The organism is Actinomadura xylanilytica, from assembly GCF_030283145.1.
Taxonomy (GTDB): domain Bacteria; phylum Actinomycetota; class Actinomycetes; order Streptosporangiales; family Streptosporangiaceae; genus Spirillospora; species Spirillospora xylanilytica.
In genome coordinates, this window is record NZ_JASNWE010000004.1 from 916,579 (window position 1) to 937,685 (window position 21,107).

Sequence of the window (21,107 nt, forward strand, 5' to 3'; positions counted from 1 at the left end):
GGCGAAGCCGAAGGCGAGCCGAACCGGCCAGATCGCGAAGCGATGCCGCGCTCGCCCAAGCACGGTCGGCGTCCGAGCCGCCAGGCGAGGACACCGGGCCGGGCTTCAAAAGAGGAGCGCGGTCTGCGAGTCGCCCACCGCCGGGAGCCGCACCGTGCTGACCGCCGGTACGACCGGGACCACCGTGAACAGCGCGCCGTCGCCCTTCCCGGCCGACAGCGTCCGCGCCGCGTGGACGGGCCCCGAGCCCGCCTTCACCGTGATCATCGCGCCGAAGCCCTTCTCGCCGCCGCGCGGTGCGGCGATCTTCGTCTCCACCGTCCGGCCGGCCGGCACCGCCACGTCCTGCGGCGTGCCCGCCCCCTGCCCGCCGATCGCGGTGATCCGCACCGAGGCGGCCCCGGCGGGCGCGGTCAGCGTCAGCGCCGGGGCGAACCGGCCGTCGGCGACGACGGCCTGCTCGAACGGGGCGGTCGCCGTCCCGTAGGCGACGTCAGCGCCGCGCCGCGCCTCGAACCCCGCGACGATCGGTCGGTCCGACACCAGCCGCACCGCGGCGGGCTTGCCGGACAGCGCGTTCTCCAGGTCGACCGCCGACACCGTCTCGGCGGGCGCGTCCAGGATGTCCTGGCCGTGCGGGGCGAACGAGCCGCTCGGCGTGATCACCTGGACCCGGATCCGGGCGTCCTCCGCGCCGGGCACCCCGACCATGAGCCGCCGCGCGCCCTCACCGGACGGCACGCCCGGCACGATCACCGAGGTCGCGGGCACGGGCGAGACCGGCACCCGGTCGATGCCCTTCCCGGCGCCGATCCGCACCCGCAGCGACGCCGCGACCCGTCCGCCCGTGGCGTGCACGCGCAGCGCGAGGTCGCGCGCGGTGCCGACGATGTCGCCGAGTCCCTCGGCGGACTCGCCGAGGAGCACGGTCCGGGTCGTGTGCGGTTCGACGAGGGTGCCGCGCCCGTCCGGGGTGTCGAGCGGGCCCTCCCCCGACAGCGCGGTGACGTCGACGGAGGCGGGCTGCGCGTCGGCGTTGGTGAGCTGGAGTTCGAGCCGCTCGGCCGCGACCGGGCCGGGCCCGACGAACCACAGGTCGGTGCCCGGGGCGGCGCAGCGGGTCGCGGCCAGCCCCCGGTCCCTCCCCTTGGGCCAGTGCGTGGTCTGCTCGGCCTCCAGGCCCGCGGCGAGGGCGCCGTCGGCGCGGACGGCGAAGGAGTCCTTGGCGGTGGCCTGGTCCTTGCTCCACCCCTGCCCGAGCGCGACCAGCGCGCCGAGGGGCTCGCCGCCGCCGGTCGCGGTCACCTCCGCGCGGCCCGGCCCGCCGCGCGGCGCGGTTCCGGCGGGCGTGCCGGGGGTGGACTGGACGCTCAGCCTGCCCCCCTCGTGGCCGGGGCAGACCGCCAGCGCGGACGTCACGGGTACCCGCGCGCCCTGGCCCGTCGCGCCCGCGCGAGGGCCGGGACGGGACAGCGACGCCGCCCCGTACAGCGCCGCCAGCGCGACCAGGACCAGCGCGGCCGTGGCGTAGCGGAGTCCGAACAGCCGCAGGACTCTGTCCATGGTCAGGAACGCTCCTCGGCGGACGCGACCGGCGCCGCCGCCGCTTCCTCGCCGAGCCCCGGGGCGGCGGTCTCAGCGGCTGGGTCGGAGGCGACGGCGGGGTCGGCGGCGGGGTCGGCGGCTGGATCCTCGTGGCGGATCCGGTGCCGCCTCCTGAGCCCGCCGGTCCCGCGGTCGGCCCGGCGCGTCAGCGCCCCCGCGGCGGAACGGGCCCGGTGGCCGCGGCGGCGCCCGCCCGGGGCCGGCGGACCGTCCGCCTGGCCGCCCGGCAGCGCGAGCACGGCGACCAGCAGCACGGCGGCGCCCTGCACGACCAGCCAGGTGTGCCGCAGCCGCATGCCCCGCGTCAGCTCGAAGTCGCCGGCACTCGCGGGGATCTCATAGCCCTGCGCCCAGCCGTCCACCGTCCGGGCCTTGAGGGCGCGGCCGTTGTAGGACGCCCGCCACCCGCCATCGGCCGGTTCGGCCAGCAGCAGGGTGCGCGCGCCGCCGCCGGCCGGGATGCGCACCCGCGCGCCGATCCGTCCGGCGGGCAGCGGTGGACCGGCCGTGCCGTCGCCGTTCAGCAGCATGAGGCGTCCGGCGGGCGCCTGGAGCTGCCACACGCCGAACGATGGCGTGCGGCTGAGGCGGGTCAGTTCCGGAGACGCGTCCAGGACGGACGCGAGCGGATCGCGCGCCGGATGCGGAACCAGCACGTACTGGACGCCCATCCTGGTCAGCGCGGGGCCGTCGTCCTCGGCGCGGCCCCCGGCGAGCCCCGCGACCAGGCCGTCCATTCGGCTCCTGGCGGGCCCGGCCGTCCGGGTACCGGCCTCACCGAGCATCGGGCGGGTGCCGCGCAGCACGCTGTAGGAGACGCGGCCCGCGGGCTCCTGGCGCATCACCAGGGTGCGCGGCCCGGACGGCGCCCGGATGAACGAGGGGACGGCGTCGGCGTCGGCGTGCCCGAGCGGACCGCCCGCCCCCCCGGCGATCCAGGCCGCGGCGGCGAGCGGCGGGGCGGTGAGCGCCGCGAGGACCACCACGGCGCCGCCGGCCTTGTAGATCAGGTGGTTGCCCGCCAGGACCTCGGTCGCGCGCTGCACCGCCGCGGTCGCCGCGAGCAGCGCCCCGGCTCCGGCGAACACCAGCGCCACGCCCGGCCACGCGGGCGCCGCGTCGGCCCCGTCGCGGACGGTGACCGCGCTCATCAGGATCGCGGTGAGCAACCCGAAGATCGCCAGCATCCATCCGGCCAGCACCGCCGTGCGGCGGCTGCGCAGCGGCAGCGCGCACACCGCGACCAGCAGCAGCCCGTACAGCGTCCAGCGGGCGGGCGTGCCCGGCCCGCCCGGGTTCAGGGCGAGCAGCCCGGCGGCGGACGCGGCCGGGTCGGCGGCCCGGTGCAGGCCCGCCTCCAACAGGAACCGCGACGGATGCAGCAGGAGGCCCGGCACCCACGGCAGCAGGAGCAGCGGCGGCACGCCGAGCGCGATGGCCAGGTTCCGCCGGCCGTGACGGCGCGGCCCGTCGAACAGCACCCACGCCAGCGCGCCCGCGGCGAGCGCCAGCACATAGGTCAGCGGCACGAACGCCGTCGCGACCGCCAGCATCAGCGCGACCGCCCACGCGGCCCGTCCGGCCCGCCGGTCGCGCAGCGCCGCGCCCGCTGCGCCCGCCGCCCCGGCGGGCCTCGGCACCCCGTACATCCGGGCCACCTGGAGCGCGATCAGCGGCAGCAGCACGATCACCACGGCGGTGCCGAGCCGTCCGCCCGCGACGGCGCCGGTGGCCGCCGGCATCAGCGCGTAGACGGCCGCGAACCACGCCCGGACGACCGTGACGGGGATCCGCCGGCCGCTCACCTTCGCGCGCCGCCCGGTGCGGGGCGGCGCGAGGACCAGGACGCGGGACGCCCGGTAGGCGGTGAGGCCGGCCAGCGGGACGCTGCCGAGCAGCAGGACCGCCACGGCCAGCCAGGGCTTGCCGAGCAGCACCGTCGACAGCACCGCGAGCACCCCGACGTACGGGGGGCCGCCCTCGGCGGACCCGAGACCGGACGGATGCCAGCCCGACAGGTACTGCGCCCACAGGTCGCTCGCCCCGCCCCACGCCGGGACCAGCGCGCCGCCGCCGAGCCACTCGCCGGTGAGGACCAGCGAGCGCTCGGCAGCGAGCGTGACGGCGGTGAGCGCCAGCACGAGCACGACGCCGGGACGGGCCAGCGCCCGCCGGACCGGCCCGGGTTCGCCGGAGGCCGGTTCCTCGTCGGCCTCGCGCCGATCGCGCTCGTGCGCGGCGAGGAACTCCGACAGGGCCTCGAAGAGCCGGCGCAGCGCCACCCGGCGCGGCTGGAAGCGGCGAACGCTGCGGTAGACGCGCTTGCGCCCGCTCGCCCGCGCGGCCCGCACCCGGCGCAGCCGCCCCGGGTCGCGCAGGACGTCGCCGAGCGCGCCGAGCTCTTCCCGAGCGGCGCCCGGCTGCTTGATCACCAGCAGGTGCAGGGCGCGCAGCAGGGTGGCCCACAGGTTGCGGGCCAGCGCCCGGAGCATCGCCGGAAAGGGCAGGTTGCCCAGCAGTGTGTAGAGCGCGTTGCGGCGGTCGCGGCGGCGCGGATGCTCGGCGGACATGCCGATCTCGCGGACGCCCCGGCGGGACGCCTCGGCGTGGTGGACCACCGCGTCGCTGACCACGACCACCCGGTGCCCGGCGGCGTGCGCCCGCCAGCAGAAGTCGACGTCGTCGCGGAACAGCCCGAACTCGACGTCGAAGCCGCCGAGCCGGTCCCACACGTCGCGGCGCACCAGCATCCCGGCGCTGCCGACGGCGAGCACGTCGCGGACGCCGTCGTGCTGGCCCTGGTCGAGCTCGCGCCGGTCGAGGCCGGTCTCGCGGCGGCCCGCGCCGTCGATCGCCACGCCCAGCTCGCGCAGCATCCGCCGGTCGTCCCAGTCGCGGATCTTGGGGCCGAGCACGGCGGCATCGGGGTCGGTGCCCGCCATCCGCAGCAGCAGCGCGAGCGCGTCGTGCGCGGGGGCGGAGTCGTCGTGCAGCAGCCACACCCATTCGGTGCGGGGGTTGCCCGGGTCGTCGTCGGGGACGGGGGCGGTGGCCGGGGCCTGCCGCAGCGCCTCGGCGACGGCCTCGCCGTAGCCGGTGGTGCGGGGCAGCGTCAGCACGTTGCCGGCGCCGACGACCTCGGCGAGGACGGCGGGGCCGCGGTCCTGGCTCCCGTTGTCCACCGTGACGAGCCGCTGCACCGGGCGGGCCTGCGTCAGCAGGGCCTTCAGCGTGTCCGGCAGCCAGCGCGCGCCGTCGTGCGCGACGAGGACCGCCGTGACGACGTGGCGATCGAGGTTGGGCGACAAGGGTCCGCTCGGTCTGTGGGGAGACAATCAGCAGCCGTGCCGGCCTGGGGCCGACACGGCTGATAACTGTACGCGTGGCCGCCGGGGCCCGTCCTGAATCCCCCTAGATCCAGGACAGCGGCCCTCCGGCGGCACCGTCCCGCGCGGCCGGGGCGCCCGCGAGCGCGGGCACTACGCGCTCAGACGGCCTGACGCTTCAACTTGCGGCGTTCCCGCTCGGACAGTCCCCCCCAAATACCGAAACGCTCATCGTGCTGTAGCGCGTACTCCAAGCACTCCGTCCGTACCTCGCATGCCCGGCACACCTTCTTGGCCTCGCGAGTGGAGCCGCCCTTCTCCGGAAAAAACGCCTCCGGGTCCGTCTGCGCGCACAGCGCGCGCTCCTGCCAGCCCATCTCTTCGCCGTCTGTGCCGTGCGCCAGCGGGATCACTACCTCGCTCATAGCGCACCTCCTAGCCCGTGGAGCCCCCTGGTCAATGCCTTCCCTCGAGCTCCATCCCCCGAGAAGGCATAGAACTACACCCATGAAATTACACGCGTGTAGCGCCCGCCCCGTCAAGCGGAACGAGTTTCCGGGGTAACAAAGAGGGTTTTGTGGGGATCACTGTCATCGGCTTTGGTACGGAGATCAGCCGGAGATCAGATAATCACGGCATCACTGCGGGGGACGGTTGTCCCGGTACCAGTCGCCGCCCTCTTCCGGACGCTGCTCGCCGGACTGCTGCGGCTGCTGCCCGTACTGCTGCTGGCCGGGGTTCTGCGGGCCGGACTGCCCCGCGTCGCCGCCGCTGCCACCGTACGCGCGGGTCCACTCGCCCATCTCTTCGTTCTCTGCGGGCTGCTGCTGGTAGCCGCCGCTCTGCCCGTACTGCTGCTGCTCCTGGCCGTACTGCTGCTGCCCGGTCTGCTGGCCCTGCTGGCCCGCCTGCTGCTGGTACTCCTGCGGCTGAGCCTGCTGCTGGGCCTGCTGCTGGGCCTGCTGGTAGTCCTGGGGCTGCCCGTACTGCGGCTGCTGGCCGTAACCCTGCTGAGGCTGCTGCTCGTAGCCCGGCTGGGGCTGCTGCTCGTAGCCCGGCTGCTGCGCGGGCTGCTGGTACTGCTGGTAGGGCTGCTGCTGGCCGTACTGCGCCTGCTGGCCGCCGAACTGCTGCTGGCCCTGCTGGTAGCCGTAGTCGGGGTACCCCGGCGGCACCTGTCCGGGCTGGCCCTGCGGACGGGCGGGCTGCATGCCCTGGAAGACCGTGAAGACGAACCAGCCGGCCACACCGACGACCGCGAGCTTGGCCGCGCCGTACAGGAAGACGCTCAGCTTGGCCATCGCGCCGAGCTGCTCGGACGGCACCAGCATCGAGGTGAGCCAGCACACCACACCGAACAGCACGATCCCGGCGAGCACCCCGAGCGCGCCCATGGTGATCGTGCGGGCCTGCGGGCTCGGAGGACCGACCCAGGTCACCAGCAGCACCGCGAGGACGAGCAGCCCGACGACGGCGGTCTGGGTGAAGAAGCCGTTCACGGTCTCGGTGTAGGCGCGGAACTTGAACTCGTCGCCCCCGCCGAAGAGCTTGATGATGCCCGCGAACAATTGCAGTCCCGCAGAGGCCAGCAATACCCAGGCGGCCGGTTCGCGCAGGCGCTGGACGGCTTCCTTGTTCACAACGACATCTCCAGACAGTGGCAATCAGATTCCTGCGCAAAGCTTTGCACATCAAGACCCCCGACGTCTCCGCCCCCGCCCGTGATCTCGCCGCGGCCCCGTCGTGATCGGGCTTTGGACGGGTCCTGATCGGCCCCGGCCGGGCTCTGTGCGGCGTTCGTCCGGTCCCGCGCGGGCCCGCTTCCGGTCACGGCCCGCGGGGCCGGAGGGCGCACCGGCGTCGGAGGCGCCCCCTCCGGCGCCCTAGGCTGATCCGCATGAGGATCGTGGCGCTGGCGGGCGGCATCGGCGGGGCCCGCTTCCTGCGGGGGCTCCAGGCCGCCGCACCCGAGGCGGAGATCACCGTGATCGGGAACACCGGGGACGACATCTCCCTGTTCGGGCTGCGGGTCTGTCCCGACCTGGACACCGTGATGTACACGCTCGGCGGGGGCATCAACGAGGAGCAGGGCTGGGGCCGCACCGGCGAGACCTTCGCCGTCAAGGAGGAGCTCGGCGCCTACGGGGTCGGGCCGGACTGGTTCGGGCTCGGCGACCGCGACTTCGCCACCCACATCGTGCGCACCCAGATGCTGGCGGCGGGCTACCCGCTGTCGGCGGTGACCGCGGCGCTGTGCGACCGGTGGAAGCCGGGCGTGCGGCTGATCCCGATGACCGACGACCAGGTCGAGACGCACGTGGTGGTGGACGAGCCCGAGCGGGGCCGCCGCGCGATCCACTTCCAGGAGTGGTGGGTGCGGATGCGCGCCTCGGTCCCGGCCGAGTCGATCTCGGCGGTCGGGGCCGCCGACGCCTCGCCCGCGCCGGGGGTGCTGGCCGCGATCGAGGCCGCCGACGTGGTGCTGCTCCCGCCGTCCAACCCGGTGGTGAGCATCGGCACGATCCTGGCGGTCCCCGGCATCCGCGCGGCGGTCGCGGCCAAGACCGTGGTGGGCGTCTCCCCGATCATCGGCGGCGCGCCGGTCCGCGGGATGGCCGACGCGTGCCTCACCGCGATCGGCGTCGAGACCGACGCCCGCGCGGTGGCCGAGCACTACGGCCCCGGGCTGCTGGACGGCTGGCTGGTCGACGAGGCCGACGCCGGCGTGCGGGCCGAGGGCATCGAGGTGCGCTCCCGGCCGCTGCTGATGAGCGACCCCGACGCCACCGCCGCCATCGCCGCCGCCGCGCTCGACCTGGCCCGCGAGCTGGCCGCGCGCGACCGGCCGGGCGGCACCGCGGGCACAGGCGGCGCAGCGGACACGAGCGGACCGGACGGCACGGGGGACACGGCATGAACATGCAGGTCTTCGGCATCCCGGGGCTGCCCGAGGTGGCCGAGGGCGACGATCTCGCCGCCCTCGTCCCGGCCGATCTGATCGAGGACGGCGACGTGCTCGTCGTCACGTCCAAGATCGTCAGCAAGGCGGAGGGCCGGGTCCTGGTCGCGGACGACCGGGAGAAGGCGATCGAGGCCGAGACCGTGCGGGTCGTCGCGCGCCGTACCCACGCGCGCGGCGAGACCCGGATCGTGGAGACCCGGCAGGGCCTGGTGCTGGCGGCGGCGGGCGTCGACGCGTCCAACACCGCGCCGGGCACCGTGCTGCTGCTCCCCGAGGACTCCGACGCGTCCGCCCGCCGCGTCCGCGCCGGGCTGCGCGCCCGGCTCGGCGTCGACGTGGCCGTGATCGTGTCCGACACGCTCGGCCGGCCGTGGCGCAACGGGCTGACCGACGCGGCGATCGGGGTGGCCGGGCTGGCGCCGCTGAGCGACCTGCGCGGCCGGGACGACGCCTACGGGAACCGGCTGGAGGCGACCGTCACCGCGGTCGCCGACGAGATCGCGTCGGCGGCCGAGCTGGTCAAGGGCAAGCTCGACGGGGTGCCGATCGCGGTCGTGCGCGGCCTCGGCGAGCTGGTCGTCGCCGCGGACGGTCCGGGCGCCCGCGAGCTGATCCGCCCGCCCGACGAGGACATGTTCCGGTGGGGGTCGGCCGAGGTGCTGCACGCGCGGCGCACCATCCGGGAGTTCACCGCCGACCCCGTGGCGCCCGAGGCGGTGCGGCGCGCGGTCGCGGCGGCCATCACCGCGCCGGCGCCGCACCACACCACGCCGTGGCGCTTCGTCCTGGTCGAGTCCGAGGAGGCCCGCACGCGGCTGCTCGACGCGATGCGCGACGCCTGGGAGGCCGACCTGCGCCGCGACGGCTTCTCCGAAGAGTCGATCGCCAAGCGGCTCAAGCGCGGCGACGTGCTGCGCCGCGCCCCGTACCTGGTCGTGCCGTGCCTGGTGATGGACGGCTCGCACGACTACCCCGACGACCGCCGGGCCCGCGCCGAGCGCGAGATGTTCGTGGTGGCGGCGGGCGCCGGCGTCGAGAACCTGCTGGTCGCCCTCGCCGTCGAGGGCCTGGGGTCCTGCTGGGTGTCGAGCACGATGTTCTGCCGCGACGTGGTGCGCGAGGCGCTCGACCTGCCGGCCGGATGGGACCCGATGGGCACCGTCGGCGTCGGCCACCCGGCCGCGCCGCCGCGCGAGCGCCCGCCGCGCACCCCGGACGCGTTCATCGAGGTGCGCTGAGGGCCGCGGGTTCCTGAGCGGAGGACCGGCCGGTGCGCGAGCGCACCGGCCGGTCACGGTTCCGTCGCGGTCAGGTCCCGACGAGCGGCAGGTCGAGACGTCCGCCGTCCGGACGTCCGCCCGCGGCGCCGAAGTGCCCGACCCCGTCGGTGCGCCGGGCGGCCTCGATCCGCTCGGCGGGCACCTCGCCGTACATGGTGGTGCGCTGCCGGGCCGGGCGCCCGGCCCGCGCGGCGATCGCCTCCAGCTCGCTGATCGGCTTGAACGAGCCGTTCTCCGAGCCCGCCATCCGGCTGATGGTCTCCTCCATCAGCGTCCCGCCGAGGTCGTTGACGCCGCCTTGGAGGACCCGGGTGCACAGCTCGTCGCCGAGCTTCACCCAGGAGGTCTGGATGTTGGGGATCGCGCCGTGCAGCAGGATGCGCGACAGCGCGTGCACCGCGATGTTCTCCCGCACCGTCGGCCCCGGGCGGGCGAGCCCGGCCAGGTAGATCGGCGAGCTGTGGTGCACGAACGGCAGCAGCACGAACTCGCTGAACCCGCCGGTCCGCTCCTGGATCGACCGCAGCAGCTTCAGATGCCCGACCCAGTGCGAGGGCGTGTCGACGTGCCCGTACATCATCGTCGAGGTGGTCGGGATGCCGATCTCGTGCGCGGTGGTGACGACCTCGATCCACTGGTCGGTCGGCAGCTTGCCCTTGGTGAGCACCCACCGCACCTCGTCGTCGAGGATCTCGGCGGCGGTGCCGGGCAGCGAGTCGACGCCGGCGGCCTTGGCCTCCTGGAGCCACTCGCGGATCGACAGGTCGGTGCGGCTGGCGCCGTTGACGACCTCCATCGGGCTGTAGGAGTGCAGGTGGATGTCCGGCGCGCGGCGCTTCACCTCGCGGGCGAGGTCGAAGTAGGCGGTGCCGGGCAGGTCCGGGTGGATGCCGCCCTGCATGCAGATCTCGGTCGCGCCCGCCTGCCACGCCTCGTCCACCCGGTCGCCGACCTGCGACAGCGACAGCGTGTACGCGTCGGCGTCGGTGCGGCGCTGGGCGAACGCGCAGAACCGGCAGCCGGTGTAGCAGACGTTGGTGAAGTTGATGTTGCGGGTGACGACGTAGGTGACCTCGTCGCCGTTGGTGTCGCGGCGCAGGTCGTCGGCGAGCCCGGCGAGCGCGTCCAGTTCGGGGCCGTCGGCGTGCAGCAGGGCGAGCGCCTCGTCGTCCGACAGCCCGGCGGGGTCGCGCTCGGCGTGCGCGAGGGCCTCCTTGATGTCGGCGTCGAACCGCTGCGGCGCGCTCATCCGGTCCTTGAGCGCGTCCCAGTCGCCGTAGACCTCGTCGAAGTCCGCGCGCCGGTCGCCGGTGCGGCCGGAGGTGTCGATCTCGGTGTGCAGGTCGGTGCGGCCCGTCCCGCCGAACGCCTCGAAGCCGCCGTCGGGCTCCTGCCAGGGCCGTCCCTCCGGCACCGCGTCCTCGCGGGCGAGGCCGGTCGCCGGGTCGGCGAGCGCCGCGACGTGCCCCAGCACCCGCGGGTCGAGCCACGGCTCGCCGCGCTTGACGTACTCGGGGTAGACCGTCAGCCGCTCGCGCAGCGCGAACCCGAGCTCGGCGGTGCGCGCGGCCAGCTCGTCGATCTGCGGCCACGGGCGCTCGGGGTTGACGTGGTCGGGGGTGAGCGGGGAGACGCCGCCCCAGTCGTCGATGCCGGCGCGGAGCATCAGCGCGTACTGGTCCTCGACCAGGTTGGGCGGCGCCTGGACGCGGGCCTTCGGGCCGAGGACGAGCCGGGTCACCGCGATCGTCGCGGCCAGCTCCGCCAGCTCGGCGTCGGGGGTGTCGCGCATCTTGGTGTCGGGCTTGGCGCGGAAGTTCTGGACGATGACCTCCTGGATCGCCCCGTACTCCCGCATCGTGCCGCGGATCGCGAAGATCGCGTCGGCCCGCTCCGCGATCGTCTCGCCGATGCCGATGAGGATCCCGGTGGTGAACGGGACGTTGGTGCGGCCCGCGTCCTCCAGCACCCGCAGCCGCACGGCCGGGTCCTTGTCGGGCGACCCGAAGTGCGGGCCGCCCTTCTCGCTGAACAGCCGGGTCGCGGTCGTCTCCAGCATCATCCCCATCGACGGCGCGACGGGCTTGAGCCGCTGGAAGTCGCGCCAGTTCAGCACGCCGGGGTTGAGATGCGGGAGCAGCCCGGTCTCCTCCAGCACGCGGATCGCCATCGCGCGCACGTAGGAGAGGGTGTCGTCGTAGCCGTGGGCGTCCAGCCACTCGCGGGCCGGCTTCCAGCGGTCCTCGGGCCGGTCGCCCAGCGTGAACAGGGCCTCCTTGCAGCCCATCGCGGCGCCCTGCCGGGCGATCTCCAGCACCTCGTCCGGGCTGAGATACGGGGAGTCGACCCGGTGCGGCACGGTGGCGAACGTGCAGTAGCCGCAGCGGTCACGGCACAACCGGGTCAGCGGGATGAAGACCTTGCGGCTGTAGGTGATGACCCCGGGCCGCCCCGCGGCCTCCAGGCCGGCGTCCCGGGTGCGGGCCGCGTAGGTGAGCAGATCGTCGAGCTGCGCCCCGCGGGCGTGCAGCAGCGTGGTTGCCTCAGATCGGTCGAGTGTCTTGCCGTCGCGTGCCCGGGCCAAGGCCCTGCGGAGCGCGGACTCCGTCACACCAGCGTCCATGCAGGCACTCTATGCCAATCGTCATATTCGCGAGGCGGCGGCCACCCCCGGGTCGACGCGCATCCAGGGCAGCCCGGCGGGCCGCGCTTCTATTCCCGCGCGGGAACGCCGCCGGGAACGCCGCCGGGGAGGCCGTCCCGTCAGAACGAGCGATAGTCGCGGACCGGCAGACGCGGCCCGCGCCGCGGCGGACGCCTGCCGGTCGATTCCAGCAGCCGGGTGACCCGGTACCGGTGCCCGGCGTACGGCTCCAGGAGCTCCAGCATCCCGGCGTCGTCGACCTTCCGGCCGACCAGCGCCCAGCCCACCAGGCCGGGCAGGTTGTAGTCGCCGACGGAGACCGCGTCGGGATCGCCGGCGGCCCGCTGCCGGATCTCGGCCGCCGTCCACACCCCGATCCCCGGCAGCGTCCGGAGCCGCGCCTCGGCCGGATCGGCCTCCAGCCGCCCGGCGACCCGCGCCGCCCCGATGATCGTGCGGGCCCGGACCGCCTCCGCGCCCGACCGGTGCCACTCCCACGACGGGATCCGGATCCACACCGAGGGCGGCGGGGGCACCCGCATGCCGGGGGCGCCCGGGGCGGGCTCGCCGAACCGCCGCAGCAGGTACGCCCAGGCCCGATGCGCCTCGGTGGCCAGGACCTTCTGCTCCAGCACCGCCGGGACGAGCGCCTCGAAGACCCGCCCGGTGCGCCCGATCCGCAGCCCCGGCGCGCGCCGGGCCGCGTCCCGTACGACGTCGTGCCGGGCCTCCAGCCCCTCGGGGAGGTCGGCGGCACCCAGCAGGTCCGGAACCCCGTCGAGCAGCCACCCGGCGCCCGGTCCCCACGCGGACGCGATGATCGTGTCCCCGCTCGGCCGCACCCTGAGCGTGCCCGGCCCGTCAGGGGTGTGGGACGCACGCCAGACCGCGCCGTCCGCGGTGGTCCGGAACGCGGGATCGTCACGCCCGCGCCTGTGCACTCCCAGCACCCGCACTGGATCGACCGGCCAAGGCGCCCGCCACTCACGTACGCGCTCGGCCTCGATCTCGGCGCGGGCGACCCGCCCCGTGGCCGGCTCCCCCGCACCACCCCTTGAGGTGTCCGGCTCCCGCCACCTGGCCTGCGAACTCATCTCGTGATCTTCATCATGGTCGAGCACCAGTCTGCCATCGCCCAGCGCCTCGACATACGCGACATACGCCGGTCGACCGTCCCGCGAACAGCGCCTCCCCGGACCGCGACGGCTACTCGGGTGAAAAGCGGACCGCCGTCGCGGAGAGTTCGGCGTTGGGCCAGACACGCAGGCCGTTGAGCAACTCGTTCCCCGGGCCGACGGTCGCACCGTCGCCGACGACGCAATCCTCCAGCACCGCGCCCGAGCAGACCCGCGCGCCTTCGCCGACGACCGAGCGGACCACCCGGGCGCCGGGTTCGACCACGGAGCGATCGAAGAGCACGCTCGATTCGACCCGGGCCCCGGCTCCGATGGCGGCGCCCCGCCCGACCGCCGTACCGCCGCCCACCCGGGCCGTCGGCGCGACGGACGCCCCGTCCAGCAGCAGCGCGCCGTGCTCGTGCGGCGACACCACCGGGGACGGCATGGCCCCCAGCACGAGGTCGCAGACGCCCCGGACGAAGGTCGCGGGCGTTCCCACGTCGAGCCAGTAGGCCGCCTCGACGTACCCGCAGATCACCTCGCCCCCGGCCAGGAGTTCCGGAAAGGTCTCGTACTCGGCCGACACCGCCCGGCCGGCGGGGATGTGCTCGATCACCGAACGGCGGAAGACATAGCACCCGGCGTTGACCTGGTTCGTCGGCGGGTTCGGGGACTTCTCCACGAAGTCGACCACTCTGCCGTTCGGGGCCGTCGGCACCGAGCCGTAGCGCCGGGCGTCGTCGACGAGCGTCAGATGCAGGGTGACCGCGGCCTTGTCCTTCTCGTGCGCCGCGATCTGTGCGGAGATGTCGTGCCCGGACAGGATGTCGCCGTTCAGGATGAGAACCGGGCTGTCGCCGTCGCAGGTCAGGGCCGCCGACGCGTTGCGGATCGCACCGGCGGTGCCGAGCGGCTCGTCCTCGGTCACATAGACGATCTCCATGCCGAGCCGGGCGCCGTCGCCGAACGCCTCGGAGAACATCTCGGCGCGATAGGAGGTCGCGAACACGATCCGCGTCACACCCGCGTCGCGCGCCCGCGTGACCTGATGTTCCAGCAGTGGGACACCCGCCGCCGGAAGCAGCGGTTTGGGAGTCGAGATGGTCAGCGGGCGCAGCCGGGTGCCCTGGCCCCCGACCAGCAGGATGGCTTCCACTCGGGCCCCTTCCTCAGTCCAGCCGGACGCGCCCGGCTCTAGCAGTGCGAGCGAGCCTAGCGGGTGCGGAGCACGGCGCCCTCGGCGTGCCGGGCCCTGTCTCACAGTGCCTCGGCCGTCGCGCGAGCGCGTTACCTGGCCGGTGCGGCGAAGCCGAAGGCGAGCCGAACCGGCCAGATCGCGAAGCGATGTCGCGCTCGCCCAAGCACGGTCGGCGTCCGAGCCGCCAGGCGAGAACGCCGGGCCGGGCTTGGAAAAGCACTAGTGAGCGTGCGGCGCGGGCCCGTTCTGGTGGGCCGTGGCGTACTGCCCCACGGCCCTCTCGTAGGACGCCAGGTGCGCCTCGGCCGAGACCGTCCAACTGAACTGCTGCGAACGGACGCAGGCCGCGTCGCCGAGCCGCCGCCGCGCCGCCGGATCGTCGATCAGCGCGGACAGGGCCGCCGCGATGTGCTCGGGCTCGGGCTCGGTGTAGGCGACGGCGTCGCCGCCGACCTCGGGCAGCGGGCCCCGCCGGGTCGTCAGGACGGGTGCCCCGCAGGCCATCGCCTCCAGCACCGGCAGCCCGAAGCCCTCCCCGCGGCTCGGCAGCGCCACCACCAGCGCCCCGCCGAACAGGCCGGGCAGCGACTCCCACGACAGGTAGCCGGGCCGCACCACCCTGAGCTGCACCGGCACGGACGCCAGCGCCGCGTCGACGTCGTCGTCCCAGCCGCCGGCGCCGGCCAGCACCAGCGCGGGCGGATCGGCTCGCTCGGCGCACGCCCGCACCCAGCCGCGGATCAGCGCGGGCACGTTCTTGCGCGGCTCCAGCGCCCCCAGGTAGGCCAGGTACGGGCGGCCGTGCAGGCCGAGCCGGTCGGAGACCCGCTTGATCTCGGGCTCGTCCGGACGGTGGAACGCCTGGTGGTCGACGCCGTGGTAGGCGACGTCGATGTGCTCGGGATCGGCGCCGAGCAGCCGGACCAGCTCGTCACGGGTGGCCCGGGACGGCGCGATCAGGCGGGTGGCGCGGCGCGCGGCGGTGCGCGTCGCCGACTTGACGTAGGTGGTGCGGACCGGGTCGTACAGCTCGGGCTCGGTGAACAGCGTCACGTCGTGGATCGTCACCACCGTCGGCAACCCCGGCGCGACCGGGATCGTGTACGTCGGCAGATGGATCACGTCGGCGCCGACCTGCTCGGCGACGTACGGGAGCCCGGACTGCTCCCAGGACAGCCGGGCGGCGCGGTGCGCGAGCGCCGCCGGGCCGGCGACGATCCGCGCCCCCGGCGCGAGCGTCCCGTACCGCTCCTCGTCGGCGCGCTGGCAGACCACCGCCAGATCGGCGCCGAGCCCGTGCAGGGCCGACAGCAGGCCGTCGACGTACCGTCCCAGCCCGCCCCGGTCGGCGGGCACGGCGGTGGCGTCGAGCAGAATTCGAGGCGCCACGGATCCCCCTTAATCCCGGCTCAGCCGAAGCCGAAGTGGCGTAGATCACTCTTTATTCTCCGAGACTACGCCGCTCGGGCCCCGCGCGAGCATCAGGTCCGCCCGCCCGCGCGTTTCAGCCTGCCCACCGGGGGATTTCAGGTCGCCCGCCCGCGCGTTTCACGGCCGATCGGGAGACCGGCGGCGCGGGCGGATCCCGCGCGCGTCAGGCGCGCTTGCGCGCGTGGATCAGGACGATGCTGCCGCGCTCGTTGGGGGCGCTGCGGTCGGCCAGGGCGACCAGGGGCGTCAGCGGGGCCGCCGCGTTGAAGCCGACCTTGCCCCCGTACGCCGAGAGCGACAGGTAGAGCCGCTCGGTCGTGGCGGTCCTGAACTGGTACGAGTGCCGGACCAGGTCGAGGCCGCGCTCGTCCATCAGCGTGCGCAGCGTCTCGTGCGTGTAGGTGTGCTGCACGTGGTACTTGGCCTTGTGCGCGTCGCGCAGGCCCGGCCAGGCGTCGGCGCGGCTCAGCACGTCGGCGGACATGAAGATCTCGCCGCCCGGCTTGAGCACCCGCGCCATCTCGTCGAGCGAGGTGCCGCCGTCGTCGAAGTGCTCGATCGCGCAGACCGACAGGATCGCGTCGAACGAGCCGTCGCCGAACGGCAGCCGCAGCGCGTCGCACTCGACCAGCGCGGGCGCGTGCGCGAGCGTCCGGCCGTAGACCATCTTCTTGCGGGCCAGGTCGATCGAGACCGCGTCGGCGCCGCGGCGGTGGGCCCGCCCGGCCCAGTAGCCGTCGCCGCCCGCGACGTCGAGGACCCGCTTGCCGCGCAGGTTCCGGCCCATCCAGTCGAGCAGCGTCCCCGCCTCGCGGTACCGGCACACGTGCACCTGGTGCCCCATGAAGGCGACCACATCCGAGAGTTTCATCGCCGCCAACTCTAGAGGCGCCGGGTGGGTGCGGGCTCGCAAAGCGCGAGGGGGCCCGGCGTTCACCTAGTCTGGGCGGGTGAAATCCAAGGCCGTCGCGCTGCGGGCCGTGCGCATACTGCTGATCCTGCTCGCACTGGCCTTCTGCGCCTACAGCCTGGTGTCCTCGTGGGACGACGCCGTCCAGGCGTTCCAGCAGATGTCGTGGTTCACGCTGGTGGGCGCGTTCGCCGCCGGGTGCGCCGGGCTGTTCGCCTGGATGCTGGGCTGGCGGACCTTCCTGGCCGGGCTCGGCTCGCCGCTGCCACTGAAGGCCGCGTTCCGGATCCAGTACATCTCGCAGCTCGGCAAGTACGTGCCCGGCAAGGTGTGGGCGCTGGTGACCCAGGTCGAGCTGTCCAGCGAGTACAAGGTGTCGCGGGCGCGCAGCATCAGCGCCACGCTGCTCGCGGTGGCGACCTCGACCGCGTGCGGCCTGGCCGTCGCGGCGGTGACGCTGCCGCTGACCTCGGCGGCGGCCCGGGACCGCTACTGGTGGCTGTTCCCGCTGGCGCCGGTGCTGCTCGCGATGCTGCACCCGAAGATCGTGACGTGGTGCCTCGACACCGCGCTGAGGCTCGTCCGGCGGCCCCCGCTGGAGCACCGGGTGAGCCTGGGCGCGACGCTGGTGGCGGTCGGCTGGACGGTGCTCGGCTGGGCGCTGTTCGGCGTGCACCTCTGGCTGCTGTGCGGGGCGGCGGGCGGCAGCGGGGCCGGGCTCCCCTTCCTGGCCACCGGCGCGTACGCACTGGCGTTCGTGGCGGGCTTCCTGGCCTTCATCGCCCCGGGCGGGATCGGCGCGCGCGAGGCGGCGCTGGTGCTGGTGCTGTCCCCGGTGCTCCCGGCGGGCGCCCCCGCCGTGGTCGCGATCGCGTCCCGGGTGGCGCTGACCGTGGCCGACCTCGTGGGCGCGGGCATCGCGTTCCTGCTCGGCCGGACGGGCGGCGGCGGCCCCGGCGGACAAGATCTGCCCGGCGGAGATGTCGCGGGATCGGTTGCGGAGCGCGCCGTCGACCCGCTGCCATGAGGAGCGGATCGAGCCGCCGAGGACGACCCGGATCGAGCGAGTGCCGGGTTCGGCGGAGTCGATGTTCGAGCGGCGGTTCACCGAGAGGACCGTGGCGCGCTTGTCCGTCACCTCGATCGGCAACGCATGTGCCGCCGGATCCTTGAGCGCACCGGCCTGGACCGGCGCATCCACATCACCGCGACCATCGACGTCGCCATCACCCATCTCAGCCGCTGAAACCGTGCGCTGTACCGCCGCACGGTTTCGGGCCGCCGCGTCCCTGGCGCGGTCCGGGCGCAGGCAGCAGAGAACCACCTGAGGCGATCTCCGAAAAACTGCGTTGGTCGAAGTAGATATTCGCGGGAGTGTGGGGTAGTGTTCCTGTCATCGACGAAGAACAAGTCCATCAGACGCGGCAGAGGACGAACTGCCCGGTGAAGTGGATGGCGCAGGCCGGGCGTGCCGGGGTCAACGCAAGGCAAGGGACTCTGGCAGCCGGTCGGGCGCCCGGCGGTCAACGGGCCGCCGACAGCACCAAAGCAAGTGCAGGTGAAGGAAAGAACGCAGGTAGGGAAGACAAGGAAGGGGGTTCTCGGCGCCATCGGGATCGCCCGTCGCAGGCTCCAGTCACGCCGCGCGGGTACCGCAGCTCCACAGATTGGACGGTGGTCTACGGTCACGCATTCGCGATCCCCGCGCCCCCGCCCCAGGCGGTCGGCGCGGAAGACAACCGGCTCCAGCGCCGGATAGATGGTGTTGTACCTCGTGGCCCCGGCGCCCTTCTTGGCGCCGGGGCCTCATCACCGTTTCCCCCTGCCAGAACGTGCCCGGCATGTACGCACACGGCAGTACGGAAGGTTCCGTGACAGCACCCCGGCCGGCCAGGACCGGCACCGATCCGCAGCACCCTGACCCCCAGCACCCTGACCCGCGCCTCGCGCAGCCGGTCTCGGGGCACGACCAGCCCGAGGACACGCTGAACGACAAGCTCGACGACGAGGACTACCCGGCCTACAGCATGGGGCGCGCCGCCGAGATCCTCGGGGTCACCCCAGGGTTCCTGCGCGGCCTGGACGCCGCCAAGCTGTTCGTCCCGCAACGCTCGGCCGGCGGGCACCGCCGCTACTCCCGCTACCAGCTGCGCCTGGCCCAACGAGCCCGCGACATGATCGACCAGGGCACCGCCATGGAAGCGGCCTGCCGCATCATCATCCTCCAAGACCAGCTCGCCGAAGCCGACCGCATCAACACCCAACTCCAACACCGCCTCGACCGGGACCCCGAACAGGACTGATCCGCCATGGCCGGGGGTTCCGTTTGGCGATCCCTCATCGAGACAGCTCGTGGCGTGAACATCGGGACGGCCGACCTGCGGGAACGTCGTCTCCCGGATCCGGCGGACTACTACTGGCCCGGCCGCTCATCCGGCCGAGGCGGCAAGATCCGCTGCCGGCAGTGCAGGGCGCCACTGCGGATGTCCGACGGTGAACAGGTCCGGCGCGTGCTGCTCAAGATCGTCGCACCCCGGCTGTGACGGCGGGGCCGGAATCCGTGCCCGCGAGCAGGGTCTCCAGGTAGGTCGTCCAGACCGGGCCGTGGTCGACGCGGTCGACCGCGGCCCTCAGCCGTTCGGGCTCGCCCGGGGCGTAGAAGCGCGTCAGGGCCCCGGTGAGCGAGGCGACGTCGTCCGGCTCGCAGATCAGGCCGTCGACGCCGTCGCGGACCTGGCCGGCGAACCCGCCGACGCTGGTCGCGATGACGGGGACGCCGTGCTCGTAGGCCATCCAGACGTTCTGCGAGGCGGTGGCGGCGCGGTAGGGCAGGACGAGCGCGTCGGCGGCGGCGAACAGCTCCGGCACCTCGGCGGCGGGCACGTAGCCGGGCCGCAGCTCCACCCGTCCGGCGAGGCCGAGCTCGCCGATCAGCGCGCGGGTCTCGTCGAGCCCGCCCCAGAACTCGCCCGCGACGGTCAGCGAGACGTCCTCGGGGCCCGCCGCGAGAGCGCGCAGCAGCACGTCGAGGCCCTTGTACGGGCGGACCATCCCGAAGAACAGCAGCCGCCGCGCCGTCCCGCCGTCCCGCGCGGGACCAGGCGCGGGGGCGGACGCGGGCGCGGCGAGGCCGTCGGACCCGGCGGACGGGGCGGGACTCGGCAGGTGGGCGGGCATCTCGGCGACGCGCACCGGACGCGCCGTCAGCCCGCGGGCCAGGCCCGCCTGCTCGTCGGAGTGCACGAGGATGCCGTTCACCCGTCCGAGCAGGGCCTTCATCAGCGGCCTGTCGTAGGGCTTGCGCTCGTGCGGCAGCACGTTGTGGCAGAGCGCGACCACCGGGGCGCGGCGGCCGAGCCCGGCGAGGATGCCGAGGTAGGACGGGACCTGCACGGGGCTGAGGACGGCCAGCACGACCAGGTCGTAGGAGCCCAGCCCGCGGCCGGTGCGCCACCAGCCGTCCGGGCGGCGCCAGTCGAGCCGGTGCCGGGTGCCCGCGAACGGCTCGCCCTCCGGATCGGAGATCGTCTGCTGCCCGGGGTAGAGGAACCCGGGGTACTGCGCGCGCCACGACTCGATGACGACGGTGTGCCCGGCGGCGCCCAGCCGGTGCGCCAGCTCGGTGGTGTGGTGCGCGCCGCCCCCCTTGTAGGGGAACGCGGGACCGACGACGGCGATCCTCATGTGTCACCCCGCGAGCGGACGATCAGGTCGGCGAGCAGCGCCAGCGAGGCGATGATCAGCCCGGTGATGAAGAGCATCACGGTGTTGTTGGCGAAGTACCCGAAGCGCACGACCATGTCGAACACGCCCTTGACCAGGGCGATTCCGAGCAGCCACAGCGCCAGCGGCATCAGCACCTTGAGCGGGTTGAAGTACATCACCATCCGCAGCACCTGGAGGATGTACCGGTAGGCGTCCTTGGTGAAGTGGAACTTGGACGTGCCGGCCCGCTTGGCGTACTCGATCGGCTCGTACCGCACCGGGTGCTGGTTCGACAGGAACGCGATCGTGATCGTGGTGACGCAGGAGAACCCGGGCGGCAGCAGCCGCAGGTAGGGCAGCGACACCTCGCGGCGGAACGCGCGCAGCCCGGAGTTCAGGTCGGGGATCTTGGAGTTGGTGAGCCGCTCGGCCACCTTGCGGATGAACCACTTGGCCGGGACGCGCAGCGCCTTGTGCGTGCCCTCCTCGGACGTGCGGGCGCCGACCACCTGGTCGATCGACGGATCGGCGTCGAGGATCTCGACCAGCTCGGGGATCCGCTCGTTCGGATAGGACATGTCGGCGTCGGTCCACACCACAATATCGCCGCGGGCCTGCTGGGAGCCGATCCGCCGGACGGTGCCCGAGCCGCTGTTGTGCTGGAAGGCCATGATCCGCATCTGCGGGAAGCGCGGTTCGGCCTCGCGCAACCGGGCCAGCGTGGCGTCGCTCGAGGAGTCGTCGACGGCGAGCAGCTCGTAGGTCTTGCCGCTGTTGTCCATCGCCTTGCAGATGCGCTCGACCTCGTCGATGACGTGGTCCTGCTCGTTGTAGCAGGGCAGGACGATCGTCACGTGCACGCGTTCGGTAGTGGCCTCGGTACTCACGCAGCGCGAGAATACCCGCCTTGAAGACCCGGGGCGTCCCG

Annotated in this window: 15 protein-coding genes; 4 read left to right on the forward strand and 11 right to left on the reverse strand. The window is 74.0% G+C overall.

The genetic code is table 11. The features are described 5' to 3' along the window. Positions 1-105 precede the first annotated feature (105 nt). The 4 genes from QP090_RS28095 to QP090_RS28110 all read right to left on the reverse strand — a co-directional run bounded on the left by QP090_RS28095 (position 106) and on the right by QP090_RS28110 (position 6,571). A complete protein-coding gene (locus tag QP090_RS28095) occupies positions 106-1,563 on the reverse strand; it encodes a DUF5719 family protein (RefSeq protein WP_285942452.1) in 1,458 nt (485 codons plus the stop codon). A gap of 2 nt (positions 1,564-1,565) precedes the next feature. Then, a complete protein-coding gene (locus QP090_RS28100; protein WP_285942454.1) occupies positions 1,566-4,913 on the reverse strand; it encodes a glycosyltransferase family 2 protein in 3,348 nt (1,115 codons plus the stop codon). A 179-nt stretch (positions 4,914-5,092) separates the two neighbouring features. Beyond that, the gene (locus QP090_RS28105; RefSeq protein WP_026403640.1) at positions 5,093-5,356 is read right to left on the reverse strand and encodes a WhiB family transcriptional regulator; all 264 of its coding nucleotides are present in this window, start codon (positions 5,354-5,356) and stop codon (positions 5,093-5,095) included. Positions 5,357-5,569: 213 nt separating this feature from the next. Beyond that, positions 5,570-6,571 (reverse strand): hypothetical protein, encoded by a 1,002-nt coding sequence (locus QP090_RS28110; RefSeq protein ID WP_285942461.1) that lies wholly within the window; start codon positions 6,569-6,571, stop codon positions 5,570-5,572. Positions 6,572-6,828: 257 nt separating this feature from the next. Between QP090_RS28110 and cofD the strand changes: the two genes are divergently transcribed. Then, positions 6,829-7,848: a 2-phospho-L-lactate transferase gene (gene cofD, locus QP090_RS28115; RefSeq protein ID WP_285942463.1), complete on the forward strand. Its 1,020-nt coding sequence runs from the start codon at positions 6,829-6,831 to the stop codon at positions 7,846-7,848. After that, positions 7,845-9,131 (forward strand): coenzyme F420-0:L-glutamate ligase, encoded by a 1,287-nt coding sequence (locus QP090_RS28120; protein ID WP_285942464.1) that lies wholly within the window; start codon positions 7,845-7,847, stop codon positions 9,129-9,131. Before cofD ends, QP090_RS28120 begins: the two co-directional genes overlap by 4 nt. 70 nt (positions 9,132-9,201) lie before the next feature. On the opposite strand, the gene QP090_RS28125 is transcribed toward QP090_RS28120, so the two are convergent. The 5 genes from QP090_RS28125 to QP090_RS28145 all read right to left on the reverse strand — a co-directional run bounded on the left by QP090_RS28125 (position 9,202) and on the right by QP090_RS28145 (position 16,435). Beyond that, entirely contained in the window at positions 9,202-11,796 is a 2,595-nt protein-coding gene (locus QP090_RS28125; protein WP_285942466.1) for a bifunctional FO biosynthesis protein CofGH, read from the reverse strand. 140 nt (positions 11,797-11,936) lie between these two features. Next, complete coding sequence (locus QP090_RS28130) at positions 11,937-12,911, reverse strand: DNA-3-methyladenine glycosylase family protein (RefSeq protein WP_285942467.1); 975 nt, start codon at positions 12,909-12,911, stop codon at positions 11,937-11,939. A 112-nt stretch (positions 12,912-13,023) separates the two neighbouring features. Further along, a complete protein-coding gene (manB, locus tag QP090_RS28135; protein ID WP_285942468.1) occupies positions 13,024-14,091 on the reverse strand; it encodes a mannose-1-phosphate guanylyltransferase in 1,068 nt (355 codons plus the stop codon). A 261-nt stretch (positions 14,092-14,352) separates the two neighbouring features. Next, the gene (locus QP090_RS28140) at positions 14,353-15,522 is read right to left on the reverse strand and encodes a glycosyltransferase family 4 protein (protein ID WP_285942470.1); all 1,170 of its coding nucleotides are present in this window, start codon (positions 15,520-15,522) and stop codon (positions 14,353-14,355) included. 205 nt (positions 15,523-15,727) lie between these two features. Next, entirely contained in the window at positions 15,728-16,435 is a 708-nt protein-coding gene (locus tag QP090_RS28145) for a class I SAM-dependent methyltransferase (protein ID WP_285942472.1), read from the reverse strand. 79 nt (positions 16,436-16,514) lie between these two features. Here QP090_RS28145 and QP090_RS28150 point away from each other — a divergent pair, with 79 nt between their 5' ends. Together QP090_RS28150 and QP090_RS28155 are read left to right on the forward strand one after the other, a co-directional pair. Then, the gene (locus QP090_RS28150; protein WP_285942473.1) at positions 16,515-17,501 is read left to right on the forward strand and encodes a lysylphosphatidylglycerol synthase domain-containing protein; all 987 of its coding nucleotides are present in this window, start codon (positions 16,515-16,517) and stop codon (positions 17,499-17,501) included. 1,000 nt (positions 17,502-18,501) lie between these two features. Continuing rightward, positions 18,502-18,777 carry a MerR family transcriptional regulator gene (locus QP090_RS28155; protein WP_285942810.1) on the forward strand — a complete coding sequence of 92 codons (276 nt, stop codon included), beginning with the start codon at positions 18,502-18,504 and terminating at the stop codon, positions 18,775-18,777. Positions 18,778-18,991: 214 nt separating this feature from the next. Here the strand turns inward: QP090_RS28155 and QP090_RS28160 are convergent, their stop codons facing one another. Then, positions 18,992-20,158 carry a glycosyltransferase family 4 protein gene (locus QP090_RS28160; protein WP_285942475.1) on the reverse strand — a complete coding sequence of 389 codons (1,167 nt, stop codon included), beginning with the start codon at positions 20,156-20,158 and terminating at the stop codon, positions 18,992-18,994. Then, on the reverse strand, positions 20,155-21,066 hold the full coding sequence (locus tag QP090_RS28165) for a glycosyltransferase family 2 protein (RefSeq protein ID WP_285942476.1): 912 nt from the start codon (positions 21,064-21,066) through the stop codon (positions 20,155-20,157). Before QP090_RS28165 ends, QP090_RS28160 begins: the two co-directional genes overlap by 4 nt. Positions 21,067-21,107 lie beyond the last annotated feature (41 nt).